We start from the raw sequence: 16,845 nt of genomic DNA, 5'->3' as shown, positions 1-16,845 counted from the left end.
GGTAAGCAATGGCCACCATTGAAATCGACGGTAAAACATTTGAAGTTGAAAACGGCAAGATGATTATTGAGGTTGCTGATGAAGCAGGGATTTATATTCCTCGCTTTTGCTACCATAAAAAATTATCGGTAGCCGCAAATTGTCGTATGTGCTTGGTTCAGGTTGAGAATAGTCGCAAACCGGTTCCCGCATGTGCTACGCCGATAACGAATGGTATGAAGGTGTTTACAAGATCTGAAGAAACACTTCATTCCCAAGAAGCGGTCATGGAATTTCTTTTAATCAATCATCCTCTGGATTGTCCCATATGCGACCAAGGGGGTGAATGTGAATTGCAAGATATTTCAATGGGGTTTGGCTACGATTCATCTGAATATCAAGAAAGTAAGCGCTCAGTAGCAGATGATGATCTTGGACCACTCATTGAGACGGATATGACTCGGTGCATTCATTGTACTCGATGCGTTCGCTTTGGTGAGGAAATAGCCGGTTTGCGTGAATTGGGAGCCACTGGGCGTGGCGAGGATATGCAAATTGGTACCTATGTAAAACACAGTATTGTTTCTGAAGTTTCAGGAAACGTCATCGATTTGTGTCCTGTAGGTGCTTTAACTTCAAAACCCTTTCGATTTAAAGCCAGGGCCTGGGAACTTATCCAGCATGATAGCGTAGCACCTCATGACTGCTTAGGCTCGAATGTTCATATACATGTACGACGCGACGAATTAATGCGTGTTGTTCCCAGAGAGAACGAAGCGATTAATGAAACCTGGCTCTCAGATCGAGATAGATTCAGTTATTTAGGCTTGAACAGTGAGGCTCGTGCTGGACAACCGATGATAAAACGTAATGGTCAATGGGAAACGGTGGATTGGACCACAGCACTTAAATTTACAGCAGAGGGTATAAGTCGAGTTATTAAACAACATGGCCCTGAGCAATTTGCTGCATTTGCCTCAGCATCATCAACACTAGAGGAATTGTATTTATTACAGAAGTTGATGAGAGAGTTAGGAGTAAACAATCTTGATCATCGCATACAGCAAATTGATTTTCGTGATCAAGAAAACCAGGCAACTATACCCTGTAGCTCAATAAATTACGCTGATTTAGAAAATCAGAATACAGTTCTTTTGTTAGGTTGCAATATTCATAGAGAGGTACCTTTAGCAGGAGTGCGGGTTCGTAAGGCATATAGAAATGGTGCTAGCATTTTCACCATTAATCCTGTCGACTATGACTATCATTTTGCACTCAGTGGTAAAGTGATTGTTTCTCCACAGGAATTACCAATGCAAGTGGCTAAATTAGTATTGGCAATGACCGATAACGTTACTGACTTACCAGAAGAGGCACAAAAATTATTGTTGGGCTTGCAGCCAGATGACACAACAATAGCAATCGCAAAAGCTTTACGTGAACCAAATGCAACGATTATTACTGGTGCACTTTGTGAAAATCATCCTGATGCTTCTTTGTTGCGCACCTTGGTGCATTTGATTGAGAAGCATGGTGTTCGAATCTTAAGATTAACCACAGGTGCAAACAGTGCTGGTGCATGGTTAGCAGGCATGCTGCCTCATCGAACAGTGGGTGGAAAAATAGTCGATACCCCAGGTATGGATGTGCAAGCCGCCTTAAATGCAAAGTTGAAGGGATATTTTTTACTCGCTGTTGAGCCTGGTTACGATTTTGCCAATCCTTACCATGCTCGCCAGTCTATGTTAGGGGCTGAGTTCGTGGTATTGCTGTCAGCTTTCCACCATGAATCAATGCAAGATTATGCTGATGTGATTCTACCGATTGCCCCCTATGCTGAGACCTCTGGTACATATATTAATGTGGATAAGGTATGGCAAACAGTAAAAGGTGTAAAGAATCCTCATGCTGAATCTCGCCCTGCGTGGAAGATTTTAAGAGTCCTAGGTAATCTGCTTCATTGCCAACATTTTGAGTACACTTCTTCAGAAGACGTGCTAAACGAAATTAAATCCCTTGCAAATCAGACGTCTGAAATGCAATACCAGCCGACTTATCCTGAGTCTCTGCCTTTGAATAATCAGCCTCTCGTGCGTGTGGGGGAGTGGCCACTTTATCGCTCTGACATGATTGTACGGCATGCTGCTGCATTGCAGACTTGTGCTGCGGCAGAAAGTGCATGTGTTAGGATTAATCCAGTGACAGCTGAGAAGTTGAAATTAGATGAGGTTGCTACTGTATCTCAGGGTGATATTGAGATAACATTGCCGCTAAAACGTGATGAGCGTGTAGCACCCGATGTTGTCTGGGTGGCAAACGCAATGCCAGAGACAATAGACTTGGGGCACTCTTTTGCTGCCATAACAATAAAGCGCTAAGGTAAACATATGCTACAAGATATCGGCATTTTGCTATGGGTCATTATCAAAATTTTGGTTATTGTCATACCGCTTCTGCTAGCGGTTGCGTATTTAACCTATGCTGAAAGAAAAGTCATTGGTTACATTCAAGTGCGCATTGGCCCCAACCGGGTTGGTTGGCGAGGATTGTTCCAGCCTTTTGCCGATTTGTTTAAGTTGATTACTAAAGAAATCATTGTTCCCACAAGATCAAACAAATATTTGTTTGTGATCGCTCCTTTATTTGCACTCGTACCCGCTTTAGCCGGTTGGGCAGTTATACCTTTCTCAGAGGGTGTTGTCCTCGCCAATATTAATGCTGGAGTCTTATATTTATTTGCTATGAGTTCGTTGGGAGTCTACGGTGTACTGATTGCAGGATGGGCATCAAACTCCAAATATGCCATGTTTGGTGCTTTGCGAAGTGCTGCACAAACGGTTTCTTATGAAATTGCAATGGGCTTTTCTCTGGTTGGAGTGCTCATTGCGGCAGGCAGTATGAATTTGACAGAAATTGTTTTATCGCAACGTGGTGGTATCTGGCATTGGTGGTTTTTACCTTTGCTGCCCCTTTTTGTAGCCTTTTGGATTTCAGGTATTGCCGAAACCAATCGTGCTCCCTTTGATTTGGCAGAGGGGGAATCAGAAATTGTTGCGGGCTTTCATGTGGAATATTCAGGTATAGGTTTCGCTCTCTTTTTCCTGTCAGAATATGCCAGTATGATTTTGATTTCTACTGTCATCACCTTATTATTTCTAGGTGGTTGGCTATCACCATTTGAGGGTATTCCTGTTCTTGATGATATTTTCTTTGTTGTTCCTGGCTTTGTTTGGTTACTTCTGAAGATAAGCTTATTTCTTTTTATTTATTTGTGGATACGTGCAACTTTCCCACGTTATCGCTACGATCAACTAATGCGTTTAGGATGGAAAATATTGATCCCGGTAACCATCGTTTGGGTAGTTGTTACAGCCTTTATGGTTGTGGCACACCTAGGACCTTGGTTTTAACCTGTCAAATTGAGCAAAGCTAATGAAAAAAGCATATCGATACATCATACATTACATACGCAGCTTTCTGCTTTGGGAGCTATTTACCGGTTTAAGATTGACTGGTAAGTACTTTTTCAAGAAAAAAGTGACTGTGCAGTTCCCTGAAGAGCAGACTCCTTTATCCCCTCGATTTCGAGGCATGTTGGCATTAAGACGCTATCCAAATGGCGAAGAACGTTGCATTGCTTGCAAATTATGTGAAGCTGTCTGCCCAGCTCTGGCGATAACTATTGAATCAGAGCCGCGTAAAGATGGCTCGCGTCGCACTACACGCTATGACATTGACATGTTTAAATGCATAAACTGTGGTTTATGCGAGGAATCTTGCCCTGTTGATTCGATTGTTGTGACACCGATCCATCATTATCATATCAGCGAGCGAGGGCAAAATATTATGACGAAAGAGAAGTTGCTTGCTGTAGGTGATTTGATGGAGAAAAGATTGGCCGCGGACAGAGAAGCCGATAAGAAATGGCGCTAATGGGGTGAAAGATGCATGAGTTATTTATACAAATAGTCTTCTATATATTTGCCGGAGTAGCCTTGCTGTCCGCTCTAATGGTTATCACGCAGAATAATCCTGTCCGTTGTGTGTTGTTTCTTGTGGTAACGTTCTTTGCAATGGCGGTGTTATGGATAATTGCCGAAGCTGAATTCCTGGCACTGATTCTGGTATTGGTTTATGTGGGTGCTGTCATGACACTATTTCTATTTGTGGTCATGATGCTTAATATTGATGTAGAGTCAATGAGAGCTCATTTCGTGCGCTATCTTCCATTTGGTTTGATTCTAGTTGCTCTACTCACAGGTCTGTTGCTTATAGCAATGCCTGATAATATTTTCAACAAGGCGGTGGAAACGGCTTCTTCCCAGGTTGTGGTAACTCCAAATGTGGAGGATGATAACTATGTGGCCCCACTAAATCCTGTCTCCAATACAGAGAAAATTGGCCTTGTTCTTTACACTGACTACGTTTTGGCCTTTGAAATCGCATCTGCACTACTTCTTGTTGCAATCATTGCGGCGATTACTCTTGCTCATCGTGGAGTAATTCGATCAAAGCGCCAAGATATATTGAAGCAGATCATGACACGTCGAGAAGACAGGATTGAACTTATTAAGATGAAATCAGAAAAAGAAAACCAGGAACAACGATGATACCAGTAAATAATTACCTGATATTAGCTGCAATTTTATTTGGCTTAAGCCTTGTAGGCATCATGCTAAATCGCAAAAACGTGATACTTTTATTGGTTTGCATTGAGCTCATGTTATTGTCGGTGAACACCAACTTTATTGCCTTCTCTCACTTCTATGGTGGAGTTGCAGGCGAAGTTTTCGTTTTCTTTATATTAACCGTGGCTGCAGCGGAAGCGGCGATAGGTTTAGCTATTGTCGTATTGCTATACCGGAATCGGGGCAATATTGATGTTGATAAGATGAATCATTTAAAAGGTTGATAAACGTGAGTATACAACAACTATGTCTCATAATTGTTCTCGCACCCCTGGTTGGTACAGTAGTCGCGGGGTTGTTTCGTAATCAAGTAGGACGTGTAGGAGCACATTCAGTAACTATTGCTGGTGTGGGTTTATCTTTCTTATTATCAGTATATGTTGCGATACTCATTCTTAGTGGAGCATCTGACACGGTTAACGTTAATATTTTTACCTGGGCTAGCGGCGGAAATTTGTTTCCCTATGCTTTTCACGTTGGTTTCTTGATCGATCCTTTAACTGTTGTCATGTTAGTTATTGTTACTTTTGTGTCTTTCTTGGTGCATATTTATAGCATCGGATACATGGCTGATGATGATGGTTACCAAAGGTTTTTCAGCTATATTTCACTATTTACCTTCATGATGTTAATGCTGGTCTCGGCAAACAATTTTTTGCAATTGTTCTTCGGCTGGGAAGGAGTGGGGCTAGTTTCTTATTTATTAATCAGTTTTTGGTATAACAAAGAGTCAGCGATCGCAGGTGGATTAAAGGCGTTTATTGTAAATCGTGTGGGCGATTTTGGCTTTGTTTTAGGGATAGGATTGATTTTAGCCTACACGGGAAGCCTTGATTATGAAACCGTCTTCCACAGTGCAAAAGCCTTGGCTGGTCAAACAATAGAGCTATATTCTGGCTATGCGTGGTCTTTGATTACCGTTATTTGTCTTTTACTCTTTTTAGGTGCCATGGGGAAGTCGGCGCAAGTTCCTCTACATGTCTGGTTACCTGAGTCTATGGAAGGTCCTACACCCATTTCCGCTTTGATCCATGCAGCAACCATGGTTACTGCTGGAGTATTTATGATTGCAAGAATTTCACCACTCGTGGAATTCTCAACCGTCGCACTAAGTACCATCTTGGTCATTGGTGCGACTGGGGCTTTGTTTACTGGCATACTTGCCATAGTAATGAACGATATTAAACGAGTGGTGGCTTATTCAACCTTATCACAATTAGGCTATATGATGGTCGCGATGGGAGCTTCAGCTTATAGTGCCGGAATTTTTCATCTATTAACACATGCTTGCTTTAAAGCCCTGCTCTTCTTGGGTGCAGGTTCAGTTATTATCGGTCTGCACCATGAGCAGGATATGCGTAAGATGGGTGGACTATGGAATAAGATGCCCATTACCTATGTTACATTTGTGATTGGCAGTTTAGCACTTTGTGCGATTCCGCCATTTGCTGGTTTCTATTCTAAGGATACAATTATTGAAGCCGCAAAACTGTCTGATATTCCTGGCAGCGGCTATGCTTATTTTTGTGTGGCTGCTGGAGCGATGGTAACTGCTCTTTATACTTTCCGTGCCTTGTTCATGACCTTCCATGGCAAGCCAAGAATGGATGAGCATACATTATCACATGTTCATGAATCGCCTTGGGTCGTATGGCTGCCTTTAGTGGTATTAGCCATTCCTTCAGTCATCATTGGTTATATCCTTTATATGCCAATGCTTTTTGATACTCCTACGTTGATAGGCAAGTCATTGTTTGTTTTACCACAGCATAATGTGCTAGGCGAGCTTGCTAGAGAAGTTTTTTCGCCTTGGCAGGAAGCATTACACGCGGTTACAACAATGGTTTTTTGGATCACAATAGCCGGTATTTTCATTGCCTGGATTTGCTACATTGCCATACCATCAATTCCCGCCACCCTTGCTCGAAGGTTCTCTTGGCCTTACCGTATTCTTGTTAATAAATATGGCTTTGACGCCTTTAATGAGCGTGTCATCGTTCCTGGTACAAAAGCACTTGGCCGTTTCTTTTATGACACCGGTGATCAAAGGCTTATTGATGGAATAGTCGTTAACGGAACTGGTCGCACGGTAAGATGGTTTGCTCAAAGAGGGCGTGCCATTCAAAGTGGATATTTATACCACTATGCAACGGTTATGATTATCGGTCTTTTTGTTTTCTTATGCTGGTTGTTATTAGGCTGATTTATAAGGTGAAGGTATGCAACATTTGCTCAATTTATTGATCTGGTTACCTATTATTGGTGGAGTGTTTGTATTTCTCACCGGCGATGATGATAACCCCAATGTATCGCGTTATTTATCGCTATTTACGGTGTTATTAACGCTGATAATGTGTGTTCCTTTGATAACAGGCTTTGATTTAAACACACAGGTCATGCAATTTGTAAGTGAATATTCATGGATGCCAGCGCTGGGGATAAACTACAGTCTTGGCATAGACGGATTATCTTTGCTGCTCATTGTTCTAACGGTATTTACTACTCTCATCGTCATTCTGGCCACTTGGGACAGCATTCATAAACGCGTGGCTCAATATATGGCTGCCTTCCTCATTATGCAAGGCTTGCTAGTAGGTGTGTTTGCGGCACTTGATGCCATCGTTTTCTATATCTTTTGGGAAGCGACTTTGATCCCCATGTATTTGATTATTGGTATATGGGGTCATGAAAATCGTGTCTATGCTGCCATTAAATTTTTCTTATATACTTTCTTGGGTTCAGTTTTAATGTTGGCGGCCTTCCTTTATATGGGGTATGTAGGAGGGTCGTTTAAAATTGAAACCTTTTATGCACTCAAGCTAGGCATGACAGCACAGACGTTAATATTCATTGCATTTTTCCTGGGATTTGCCATAAAGATACCCATGTTCCCAGTACATACCTGGTTACCAGATGCTCACACAGAGGCACCTGCTGGGGGCTCAATTGTTCTGGCTGCAATTCTTCTGAAGCTAGGCGCATACGGTTTTATTCGTTTTTCTCTGCCCATTGTGCCAGATGCTTGTAGCAAATATGCCATGGTAATGATAACGCTATCTTTAATTGCGGTGGTTTATATTGGTCTGGTGGCTATTATTCAAAAAGACATGAAGCGCCTGATTGCTTATTCTTCCATTTCTCACATGGGTTTTGTGACATTAGGTTGTTTCGCCATCTATGCAATCGCTCATCAGTCAGGTCTAAGCAATGCGGCTCTGATTCTCGAAGGCGCCATTATTGTCATCATTTCACATGCCTTTATTTCCAGTGCGATGTTTGCTGGCGTAGGCTTCATTATGGATCGCATGCACACACGACAAATAAAGGATTTCGGCGGCATTGTGCATACCATGCCAGTCTTTGCCTCTTTTTTCATGCTTTTTGCCATGGCCAACGCGGGTTTGCCAGGTACCTCAGGATTTGTTGGTGAATTTATGGTTATCTTAGGTAGCGTCAAAGCGAGCTTCTGGATGGCTTTTTGGGCTGCTATTACTTTGATTGTTGGTGCTGCTTATACTTTGTGGATGTATAAGCGCGTTATATTTGGCCCCATTGCCAATGATAAGGTAGCTGCGTTACGCGACTTATCTGGCTTTGAAACAAGCGCTTATGTTCTTCTAGCCATTATGGTCGTAGGAATGGGTGTTTATCCAAAACCGGTGCTTGACTATGTTCATCAATCAGTAAGCCATACTTTGGCTTTAGCGGATAAATCAAAATTATAATTAGCAAGGTTAATAGACATGACAGCATTACTTGAGAATCTACATATTGCTTTGCCTGAAATGATTATGCTAGTTACAACATGTATTGCCTTGCTGGCTGATCTTTTTTTCCGGCACCGCTATCCTTCAATGGCGTTCATTTGTGCCGAGATCGGCCTTGCTTTGGCTGCCTGTGTTAGTTTTCTCTTTTTGGGTAGCTATAAGGTAACAATTCTAGGCGGGTTATTTATCAGTGATGATGTGGCTCAATTGATGAAGTTATTTATCTATATGAGTGTTTTTTTATCCTTTCTTTATTCAAGGCATTATATAGATGAACGCCAAATACCATCAGGTGATTACTACATTTTAGGGTTATTTTCTACTTTAGGCATGATGGTATTGGTTTCTGCACATTCATTATTAACCATTTATCTTGGTCTAGAGCTACTTTCCTTACCTCTTTACGCCATGACAGCAATTCGACGAAGTAACAGTGATGCAACAGAAGCTGCCATGAAATATTTCGTTATGGGAGCTATTGCCTCTGGCATGTTGTTGTATGGCTTGTCATTATTATATGGGTCAACAGGCAAACTGGATCTACTTGATATTGCCAATGCCGTGGCTGCTAACTGGCAAGAACAAAATACCCTTTTGTCCTTTGCTCTGGTATTCATCCTGGCTGGTGTTGGTTTCAAATTAGCGGCAATGCCTTTTCATATGTGGGCGCCTGATGTTTACCAAGGAGCACCAACTTCCGTCACCCTTTTTCTAAGTGCTGGTCCTAAAATTGCTGCAATCGGAATGGCGTTGAGACTATTAACCCTCGGCTTGCCTGATGCAGCAGTGCAATGGCAACACTTGCTGGTGGTTATGGCTTTGCTTTCTACTGGACTTGGAAATTTGCTTGCAATTACTCAATCCAATATCAAAAGGCTTCTGGCTTATTCGGCGATTGCGCATATGGGTTATGCTCTGTTTGGGGTTCTGGCAGCGAATCCAGCAGGTTATGCAGCAGCCCTTTACTATATTGTCGTTTATGCAATTATGACTGTGGCTGCTTTTGGTCTAGTTGTGTTGTTATCTAAGAATGGTGTCGAAGTGGAAGCTATAGATGATCTGAAAGGGCTTAACAAGCGCAACCCTTGGCTCGCTTTTATGATGCTCATCGTTATGTTTTCTATGGCTGGAGTTCCACCTACGGTTGGCTTTTTTACAAAATTACTTGTCCTCAAAGCGTTGGTTGACGTGCATTTAACTTGGGTAGCAGTATTAGGCCTGATTTTTGCTGTTGTCGGAGCTTACTATTATGTTCGTATTGTTAAAGTAATGTATTTTGATGAAGCAATTGATAGTACTCAGATCCGATTTTCAGGTGCAATGAATCTAATATTCTCCGCAAACTGTCTGTCATTGCTATTCTTAGGTATATTTCCGTCCGCATTAATTTCAGCTTGTGTTGCTGCTTTTTCTGGGTAGCCCTTAGAACATCGAATTACCGTGGTTAAGCCATGGTAATTCGATTTTTAGCAAGAAATCCCTTTCATACTTGAAAAATAGTGTTCTATCTTCTATTTTTAAAATTTAAAATTGATGGTGGCTATCTGGCTCATAATAAAGCAATAAAAAAAGCTTGATAACTAGAATAAGGGTGAGTATACTTGCCCTCAGTTGATGCGGGGTGGAGCAGCCTGGTAGCTCGTCGGGCTCATAACCCGAAGGTCGTAGGTTCAAATCCTGCCCCCGCTACCACTATTCTGAACCCCATTTATGGGGTTTTTTATTATGTTTAAATGGTAAATGGTCGATTAGGCTTCTTTTGAGACTCGCTGTAGCGTTTTGAAAGAAGCCTATTGAAAGCTTCAGTCGGACGATGTTACACAACCTACTTCTCTGAAAGATACCTTCAAAGGTGCTAAAAAGAAGTAATGATAGGCACGCCAGATTCATCACGATGACTCAGATGATAATCATTTCGAAATAGCTGCCTACTGAGACTAGTAGGACGGGTACATATGATAAAAAACGAGATTGAGCAGTTATTAAAACCTCTTATTGAGGATTTAGGATATGAGCTTTGGGGTTGTGAGTACTTGCCACAAGGAAAACATTCTTTGCTTCGTATTTATATTGATAAAGAAGATGGTATTCATATCGAAGACTGTGAGAGAGTTAGCAGGCAGGTTAGTGCTCTTCTAGATGTTGAAGATCCGATCCCGGGAAACTATAGTTTGGAGGTGTCTTCCCCTGGGATTCCTCGCCCACTCTTCAATAAAGAACAATATAGGCGATATATAGGACAAGATATTCGGCTTAAATTATTTAAACCTATCAATGGTAGCCGTAATTTATCTGGCACTATTGTATCGGTTAACGATGATATTTTGATATTGAAAATTGGTGACGAGCAGCTAGAAGTGCAATTTACCCAAATAGTAAAAGCAAATTTGACAGGCGAGTGAGGCGAACAATGAGTAAAGAATTGTTATTAGTTGCTGAAGCATTATCTAATGAAAAAGGTGTTAGCAAGGATGTTGTATTACAAGCAATCCAAACGGCCCTTGAATCCGCTACTCGTAAGCTAACAGATAAAGATATTGGTGTGAGGGTAAAATTGGACCCTCGAACCGGTGAATACGAAACATTTCGTTATTGGGATGTCGTTCCTGATGAAGAGTTGGAGTTCCCAGAAAGACAACTGACACTTGCACAAGCAAAAGAACGTTCACCTTCAATAACGGTCGGTGGTCGAATTGAAGAACCTATGCCTTCTGTTGAATTTGGTAGGATAGCTGCACAAACGGCTCGTCAAGTGATTATGCAAAAAGTTCGTGAAGCTGAAAGACAACAAGTTGTTGATCAGTTTAAAAATAAACTGGGACAGCTGATCTATGGTACTGTCAAGAAGGTAACTCGCGATAACATCATTATTGACTTAGGCGGTAAAGCAGAAGCGTTTATGCCGAGAGCTGAAATGTTGCCGAATGAAATGTTCAGGCCAAATGATCGAGTACGCGCTTATTTATATGATATTGTTTCTCAGGCACGCGGGCCTCAACTATTTGTTAGCAGGATCCGCAATGAAATGCTCATAGAATTATTCCGGATAGAAGTCCCAGAAATTGGGGAAAATATTATCGAAATTAAGGCTGCTGCACGAGAGCCAGGAAATCGAGCCAAAATTGCTGTCAAAACCAACGATGGTCGCATCGATCCTGTGGGAGCTTGTGTAGGTATGCGAGGAGCTCGTGTACAAGCTGTGTCTAGCGAACTTGGTGGGGAGCGTGTTGATATTATTTTATGGGATGATAACCCTGCACAATTAGTCATTAATGCAATGGCACCAGCGGATATTACGTCTATTGTAGTAGACGAAGATAGCCATACGATGGATCTGGCAGTGCAAAAAGACCAATTATCTCAAGCCATTGGGCGTAATGGCCAGAATGTTCGGTTAGCTAGTCAATTGACTGGGTGGACCCTAAATGTTATGACAATTGAGGAATTTAACAGCAAGAGTCAAGAAGAATCCGGTAAAATTATTAACTTGTTTACTTCTACCTTGGAAGTGGATGAAGAAATCGCCAGTCTTTTGGTGGCAAATGGGTTTTCTTCGCTTGAAGAAATTGCTTATGTCCCCAAAGAAGAATTGTTGGCAATTAAGGAATTTGACGAGGAAATCGTTGATGAATTAAGAAATCGTGCTAATGACATCTTATTAACACAAGCATTAACTTCAGGCCAAGGGCTAGCCGGTACTCCATCTGATTCTTTATTAACTATGGAAGGTATGACGGATGCTTTAGCGAATCGTTTAGCCGCTAAAGGTATAACTACAATGGAAGAATTAGCGGAACAATCAGTGGATGAATTAATAGATATTGAAGGCATGACAGAAGAGAAAGCCGCTAAGCTGATTATGAAAGCACGGGAACCGTGGTTCCAATAGAGCCAAACGGCAGGTTTATTGTTGACCTAACTTGTTTAAGGCTAGCGGAAAACTAAAGCATAAGTGTTGCAGTTAAGCTGTGATACTTATCAAGCTTGTAAGCATTAGAATTTTAGAGAGTAGTTTCTTTTGGAGACTGCTGAAAGGGGGTTAAATTATGGCGGATGTGACGGTTAAACAATTGGCTCAAGTCGTTGGTATCCCTGCTAAACGCCTATTAGACCAGTTACAGGAAGCGGGATTAGCTTTTACTGACGATAATCAAACGGTAAATGAAGATCAAAAACGGATCTTGTTAAATTATTTAAAAGGTAGTGCAAGTCGAGAAAATCGTTCTTCTCCCGAGCGAATCACTTTGAAACGCAAAAGTCTCACACAGGTTACTGTCGGCCATGACATGCATAGTGGTAAAACTGTTAATGTTGAAGTTCGTAAAAAGCGGACTTATGTCAAGCGAAGTAGTTTGCTTGAACAACAACATGAAGCGGAGCCGGAAGTTGAAGTGAATCATGCGGCCACGGCTGAGCAGGCAGTGGAAACGGTAGAAACAGAAGTTAGCACTGCCGATGCCTTGGTTGAGGAAAGTGCTGTAACATCGCAAGAAACACAATCTCAACAAGTAGAACAAATTGAGCAGCCTGTGGAGGCTATGGAAAAGCCCAGTGAAACGGAGAAATTCACAGAAGAGCTAGCGGTTGTTGAAGTGGCACCCAAAGAAAAGCCCATAGAGGTTATAGAAGATAAAGTTGAAAAGGTTAGCAAGAAGAAGCACGTCGATAAGAAAGACGCTGATTCAGATTCCGACTTCAAACGAGGAAAGAAAAGAAATAGGTATATGGCTCCGGAACATGACGAGGATGAACACATGCAAGTTCGTCAGAAACGTCATAAGCCCAAAAAACGTAAGGGTGAGAAATCTGAAAAATACAGAGAAGCTGAAGAAGCATTAACGCATGGTTTTGCCATGCCAACAGCACCGGTCGTGCATGAAGTCATGATTCCTGAAACGATCACTGTTGCTGAACTCGCCAAGCGAATGTCTGTGAAAGCGGCTGAAGTGATCAAGGCCATGATGGGACTGGGCGCTATGGCCACCATTAACCAAGTGATTGATCAAGACACAGCTGTGATTGTTGTCGAAGAGATGGGACACAAGCCACGAGCACTGAAGGAAAATGCGATTGAGGATACTTTAGGCGATGTCATTAGCAAGGGAAGTCATACCGAGTCGCGTGCCCCCGTTGTGACGATCATGGGACATGTGGATCATGGTAAAACGTCTTTGCTTGACTATATTCGACGTACAAAAGTGGCTGCTGGTGAGGCAGGTGGTATAACGCAACACATAGGTGCCTATCATGTGAGCACACCGAAAGGAGAAATTACTTTCCTTGATACGCCAGGTCATGCCGCGTTTACCGCGATGCGGGCGCGTGGAGCGCAGGCAACTGATATCGTCATCCTTATTGTTGCTGCAGATGATGGTGTGAAGCCACAAACAATTGAAGCAATACAGCATGCGAAGGCCGCTAACGTTCCTATCATTGTGGCCGTCAATAAAATGGATAAACCCGATGCTGATCCTGATCGTGTGATGAATGAATTGTCTAATTATGAGGTAATCCCTGAGGCTTGGGGTGGTGACACGATGTTTGTGCAGATTTCAGCTAAAACCGGGTTAGGTATTGACGAACTCTTAGATGCTGTCTTACTACAATCTGAAGTTTTGGAGTTGAAAGCAACTACTGATGGTGCTGCAAAAGGTGTGGTCATTGAATCTCGTCTTGATAAAGGTCGTGGTCCAGTAGCAACAGTATTGGTTCAGAGTGGAACATTGCAAAGGGGAGATATTCTTCTGGCCGGTTTGCAATATGGACGTGTTCGCGCGTTGGTTAGTGACAGTGGTAATCAAGTGGATAGTGCTGGCCCCTCTATACCTGTTGAGGTGTTAGGTTTGTCAGCAGTCCCTCATGCTGGAGATGAGGCTATTGTTGTACCGGATGAGAAAAGAGCGCGTGAGGTGGCTTTATTCCGTCAAGGTAAATTCCGTGATGTGAAGTTGGCAAGAAAGCAAAAAACGTCCTTGGAAGGAATTTTCGAAAACATGGCCTCTGCGGAAACGAAGATTCTCAATGTGGTTCTTAAAGCCGACGTACAAGGCTCTGCAGAAGCCATTGCTGATGCCTTGGTTAAGCTATCAACTGATGAAGTTAAAGTGGAGATTATCGCCAGCGGTGTCGGTGGTATCACTGAATCAGATGTCCATTTGGCTATTGCTTCCAATGCGATTTTGATTGGCTTTAATGTTCGCGCAGACGCGGGAGCTAAGCGACTGGCTGAGCAAGAATCTGTTCCATTGCATTATTACAGCGTGATTTATGACATTGTCGATCAGGTAAAAAATGCCTTGTCAGGTATGTTAGCACCTCAGTTTAAAGAAGAAATTGTTGGTATTGCTGAAGTACGTGACGTCTTCCGCTCGCCGAAACTAGGAGCAATTGCTGGTTGTATGGTAATAGAAGGTGTGGTGAAGCGAAATAATCCTATTCGTGTACTTCGAAACAATGTTGTTATTTATGAAGGTACCCTAGAATCTCTCAGGCGCTTCAAAGATGATGTGCTTGAAGTCCGTCAAGGCTTTGAGTGTGGAATTGGGGTGAAGAACTACAATGATGTAAAACCTGGTGACTTAATAGAAGTTTTTGAAACAATTGAAATAAAGCGGGGTTTATGAGGACTGATTTTAAGCGAACAGACCGCGTTGCTGAAATGATGCAACGCAAACTTTCGCAAATAATCCAGCAGGAGATAAAAGATCCACGACTGCCTGCCTTTGTCACTATCTCAGGAGTAAAGGTATCCGCAGATTTAGGGCATGCCAAAGTTTATTTTACGGTCTTAAGCGGTGATATTGATTTAACTGCCTCCATCCTTAATGCGGCGGCAAGTTATCTACGTACTGCGCTGGCTAGAACGGTTAAGCTAAGAACGGTTCCTCAACTTCATTTTGTTTATGATGAATCAATAGAGTACGGCAAACGATTGAGCCGATTAATCGACGAGGCCAATCCGCCTAACAACGATGATGAAGAGTAACAGAGTTGAGTGCGATCAGTCAGTAAACGGAATTTTGCTGTTAAATAAACCACAAGGTCTGTCCTCAAATGCGGTATTGCAACAAGTAAAACGCTTATACCGAGCAAAAAAAGCTGGACATACGGGTAGTCTCGACCCGCTGGCTACAGGCATGTTACCTATTTGTTTTGGCGAAGCAACGAAGTTTAGCCAGTATCTTTTAGATGCTGATAAAATCTATGAAGCAAGTGCTTTACTCGGTATTAAAACCAACACTGGGGATGCTCTGGGTGAGATAATAGAGCAAAATGTAGACTTTAATGTCTCAGAGGCTGAATTGCTTGCAGTTATGGCAGGATACATAGGAACGATTCAGCAGACACCATCAATGTTTTCTGCCCTTAAACATAAAGGGGTTCCGCTGTATAAATATGCAAGAAAAGGAATCACGTTACAAAGACCAGCGCGAGAGGTGAATATCTTCAAACTGGAATTAAAACATTTTGATGGTAAGCAGTTCGATATCATGGTTTCCTGCAGTAAGGGTACATATATTCGCAATTTGGTGGAGGATATAGGTAATTCTCTTGGCATAGGAGCTCACGTAACCAGACTCCATCGTTTGTATACAGCAGGCTTCGATGATGAAAGGATGTTTAGTTTAAACGAATTAGAACATAAACCTTCTCATGAGTTGCTCCACTACCTGTTGCCCACAGATCGGGCTGTACGCCATTTGTCTGCGATTACCTTAACTGATAGCGAAGTAATAGTACTACGCCAAGGGCGCGTGCTACAAAGTAGAGAACACTATTCTGTGGAAGGTTATCTTCGTCTTTATGACGAAACAGGGAACTTCATAGGGCTTGGGGAAGTTCTTCCCTCAAAGACCCTGATAGTCAAGCGATTGCTGACAGATCCAGCATCAAAAGACTAGTCTGCAGTAGTTGGTTATTCCTGGCGAATTACCGGCGAAAGCCGGTATCCAGATGATTTTTAAAATATTTATGGATGCCGACCTTCGTCGGCAATGCGGAAAAGATCAAGGCCAGCAAAAAATAGGCAACTTCAATAAAATTGCACAAATTATTAGCTAATACTTGTGTCAACGAATCTGCCTTGGTAGAATGCTTCCCTTTGAAAGAACACTTGGCTATCTAGGAGTGCATATGTCGCTAACTAGCGCACAAAAAACAGAAATTATCAATGAATTTAAACGAGGTGATAAGGATACTGGTTCACCTGAAGTTCAAGTTTCTTTGATGACAGGTCGTATTAAATATTTAACTGAACATTTTAAAGATCACAAAAAAGATTTTCATTCTCGACGTGGCTTGCAAGAGCTGGTAAATAAACGTCGCAAGCTGCTCAAATATTTGAAAAAAACTGATCAAACTCGTTATCAGGCTTTGATTCAAAATTTAGGTTTACGAGATTCTTATTAATA

The 16,845-nt window shown here is 42.1% G+C and carries 13 protein-coding genes, 1 tRNA gene and 2 pseudogenes; all 16 read left to right on the top strand.

The genetic code is table 11. The annotated features are described in order from the left end of the window. Positions 1-8: 8 nt before the first annotated feature. A complete protein-coding gene (gene nuoG / locus CKV79_RS12390) occupies positions 9-2,357 on the top strand; it encodes an NADH-quinone oxidoreductase subunit NuoG (protein ID WP_028373244.1) in 2,349 nt (782 codons plus the stop codon). 9 nt (positions 2,358-2,366) lie between these two features. Then, positions 2,367-3,389, top strand: coding sequence for an NADH-quinone oxidoreductase subunit NuoH (gene nuoH, locus CKV79_RS12385; protein ID WP_028373243.1), 1,023 nt, complete (start codon positions 2,367-2,369; stop codon positions 3,387-3,389). 22 nt (positions 3,390-3,411) lie between these two features. After that, positions 3,412-3,912 (top strand): NADH-quinone oxidoreductase subunit NuoI, encoded by a 501-nt coding sequence (gene nuoI, locus CKV79_RS12380; RefSeq protein WP_028373242.1) that lies wholly within the window; start codon positions 3,412-3,414, stop codon positions 3,910-3,912. A gap of 11 nt (positions 3,913-3,923) precedes the next feature. Then, positions 3,924-4,589, top strand: coding sequence for an NADH-quinone oxidoreductase subunit J (locus CKV79_RS12375; protein ID WP_028373241.1), 666 nt, complete (start codon positions 3,924-3,926; stop codon positions 4,587-4,589). Then, positions 4,586-4,891: an NADH-quinone oxidoreductase subunit NuoK gene (nuoK, locus tag CKV79_RS12370; protein ID WP_028373240.1), complete on the top strand. Its 306-nt coding sequence runs from the start codon at positions 4,586-4,588 to the stop codon at positions 4,889-4,891. Before CKV79_RS12375 ends, nuoK begins: the two co-directional genes overlap by 4 nt. Before the next feature lie 5 nt (positions 4,892-4,896). After that, complete coding sequence (nuoL, locus tag CKV79_RS12365) at positions 4,897-6,870, top strand: NADH-quinone oxidoreductase subunit L (protein WP_028373239.1); 1,974 nt, start codon at positions 4,897-4,899, stop codon at positions 6,868-6,870. 16 nt (positions 6,871-6,886) lie between these two features. Next, positions 6,887-8,392 carry a complex I subunit 4 family protein gene (locus CKV79_RS12360; RefSeq protein ID WP_028373238.1) on the top strand — a complete coding sequence of 502 codons (1,506 nt, stop codon included), beginning with the start codon at positions 6,887-6,889 and terminating at the stop codon, positions 8,390-8,392. A gap of 18 nt (positions 8,393-8,410) precedes the next feature. After that, a complete protein-coding gene (gene nuoN, locus CKV79_RS12355) occupies positions 8,411-9,853 on the top strand; it encodes an NADH-quinone oxidoreductase subunit NuoN (RefSeq protein ID WP_028373237.1) in 1,443 nt (480 codons plus the stop codon). Between the two features lie 196 nt (positions 9,854-10,049). Next, a tRNA-Met gene (locus CKV79_RS12350) sits at positions 10,050-10,126 on the top strand. 263 nt (positions 10,127-10,389) lie between these two features. Beyond that, positions 10,390-10,836 carry a ribosome maturation factor RimP gene (gene rimP, locus CKV79_RS12345; protein ID WP_028373236.1) on the top strand — a complete coding sequence of 149 codons (447 nt, stop codon included), beginning with the start codon at positions 10,390-10,392 and terminating at the stop codon, positions 10,834-10,836. Positions 10,837-10,844: 8 nt separating this feature from the next. Continuing rightward, positions 10,845-12,323: a transcription termination factor NusA gene (gene nusA, locus CKV79_RS12340; RefSeq protein WP_028373235.1), complete on the top strand. Its 1,479-nt coding sequence runs from the start codon at positions 10,845-10,847 to the stop codon at positions 12,321-12,323. A gap of 157 nt (positions 12,324-12,480) precedes the next feature. Beyond that, positions 12,481-12,799: pseudogene (locus CKV79_RS14205) on the top strand (translation initiation factor IF-2 associated domain-containing protein); the annotation flags it as partial. Positions 12,800-13,065: 266 nt separating this feature from the next. Then, positions 13,066-15,057 (top strand): annotated as a pseudogene (gene infB, locus CKV79_RS12335) (translation initiation factor IF-2); the annotation flags it as partial. Then, positions 15,054-15,419 carry a 30S ribosome-binding factor RbfA gene (gene rbfA, locus CKV79_RS12330; RefSeq protein ID WP_028373233.1) on the top strand — a complete coding sequence of 122 codons (366 nt, stop codon included), beginning with the start codon at positions 15,054-15,056 and terminating at the stop codon, positions 15,417-15,419. The pseudogene infB and the gene rbfA, both read left to right, overlap by 4 nt. Then, positions 15,409-16,335 carry a tRNA pseudouridine(55) synthase TruB gene (gene truB / locus CKV79_RS12325; protein ID WP_028373232.1) on the top strand — a complete coding sequence of 309 codons (927 nt, stop codon included), beginning with the start codon at positions 15,409-15,411 and terminating at the stop codon, positions 16,333-16,335. Before rbfA ends, truB begins: the two co-directional genes overlap by 11 nt. 232 nt (positions 16,336-16,567) lie before the next feature. Then, positions 16,568-16,843, top strand: coding sequence for a 30S ribosomal protein S15 (rpsO, locus tag CKV79_RS12320; protein WP_028373231.1), 276 nt, complete (start codon positions 16,568-16,570; stop codon positions 16,841-16,843). Positions 16,844-16,845: the final 2 nt, after the last annotated feature.

The sequence above is a fragment of the Legionella lansingensis genome, assembly GCF_900187355.1.
GTDB classification, from domain to species: domain Bacteria; phylum Pseudomonadota; class Gammaproteobacteria; order Legionellales; family Legionellaceae; genus Tatlockia; species Tatlockia lansingensis.
This window is presented reverse-complemented; position numbering and strand designations above follow the sequence as displayed.

Excerpts from the sequence above, each read along its gene's own strand:
- nuoG (WP_028373244.1), top strand. The coding sequence starts at position 9 with ATGGCCACCATTGAAATCGACGGTAAAACATTTGAAGTTGAAAACGGC.
- nuoH (WP_028373243.1), top strand. The coding sequence starts at position 2,367 with ATGCTACAAGATATCGGCATTTTGCTATGGGTCATTATCAAAATTTTG.
- nuoI (WP_028373242.1), top strand. The coding sequence starts at position 3,412 with ATGAAAAAAGCATATCGATACATCATACATTACATACGCAGCTTTCTG.
- CKV79_RS12375 (WP_028373241.1), top strand. The coding sequence starts at position 3,924 with ATGCATGAGTTATTTATACAAATAGTCTTCTATATATTTGCCGGAGTA.
- nuoK (WP_028373240.1), top strand. The coding sequence starts at position 4,586 with ATGATACCAGTAAATAATTACCTGATATTAGCTGCAATTTTATTTGGC.
- CKV79_RS12360 (WP_028373238.1), top strand. The coding sequence starts at position 6,887 with ATGCAACATTTGCTCAATTTATTGATCTGGTTACCTATTATTGGTGGA.
- nuoN (WP_028373237.1), top strand. The coding sequence starts at position 8,411 with ATGACAGCATTACTTGAGAATCTACATATTGCTTTGCCTGAAATGATT.
- rimP (WP_028373236.1), top strand. The coding sequence starts at position 10,390 with ATGATAAAAAACGAGATTGAGCAGTTATTAAAACCTCTTATTGAGGAT.
- nusA (WP_028373235.1), top strand. The coding sequence starts at position 10,845 with ATGAGTAAAGAATTGTTATTAGTTGCTGAAGCATTATCTAATGAAAAA.
- rbfA (WP_028373233.1), top strand. The coding sequence starts at position 15,054 with ATGAGGACTGATTTTAAGCGAACAGACCGCGTTGCTGAAATGATGCAA.
- truB (WP_028373232.1), top strand. The coding sequence starts at position 15,409 with ATGAAGAGTAACAGAGTTGAGTGCGATCAGTCAGTAAACGGAATTTTG.
- rpsO (WP_028373231.1), top strand. The coding sequence starts at position 16,568 with ATGTCGCTAACTAGCGCACAAAAAACAGAAATTATCAATGAATTTAAA.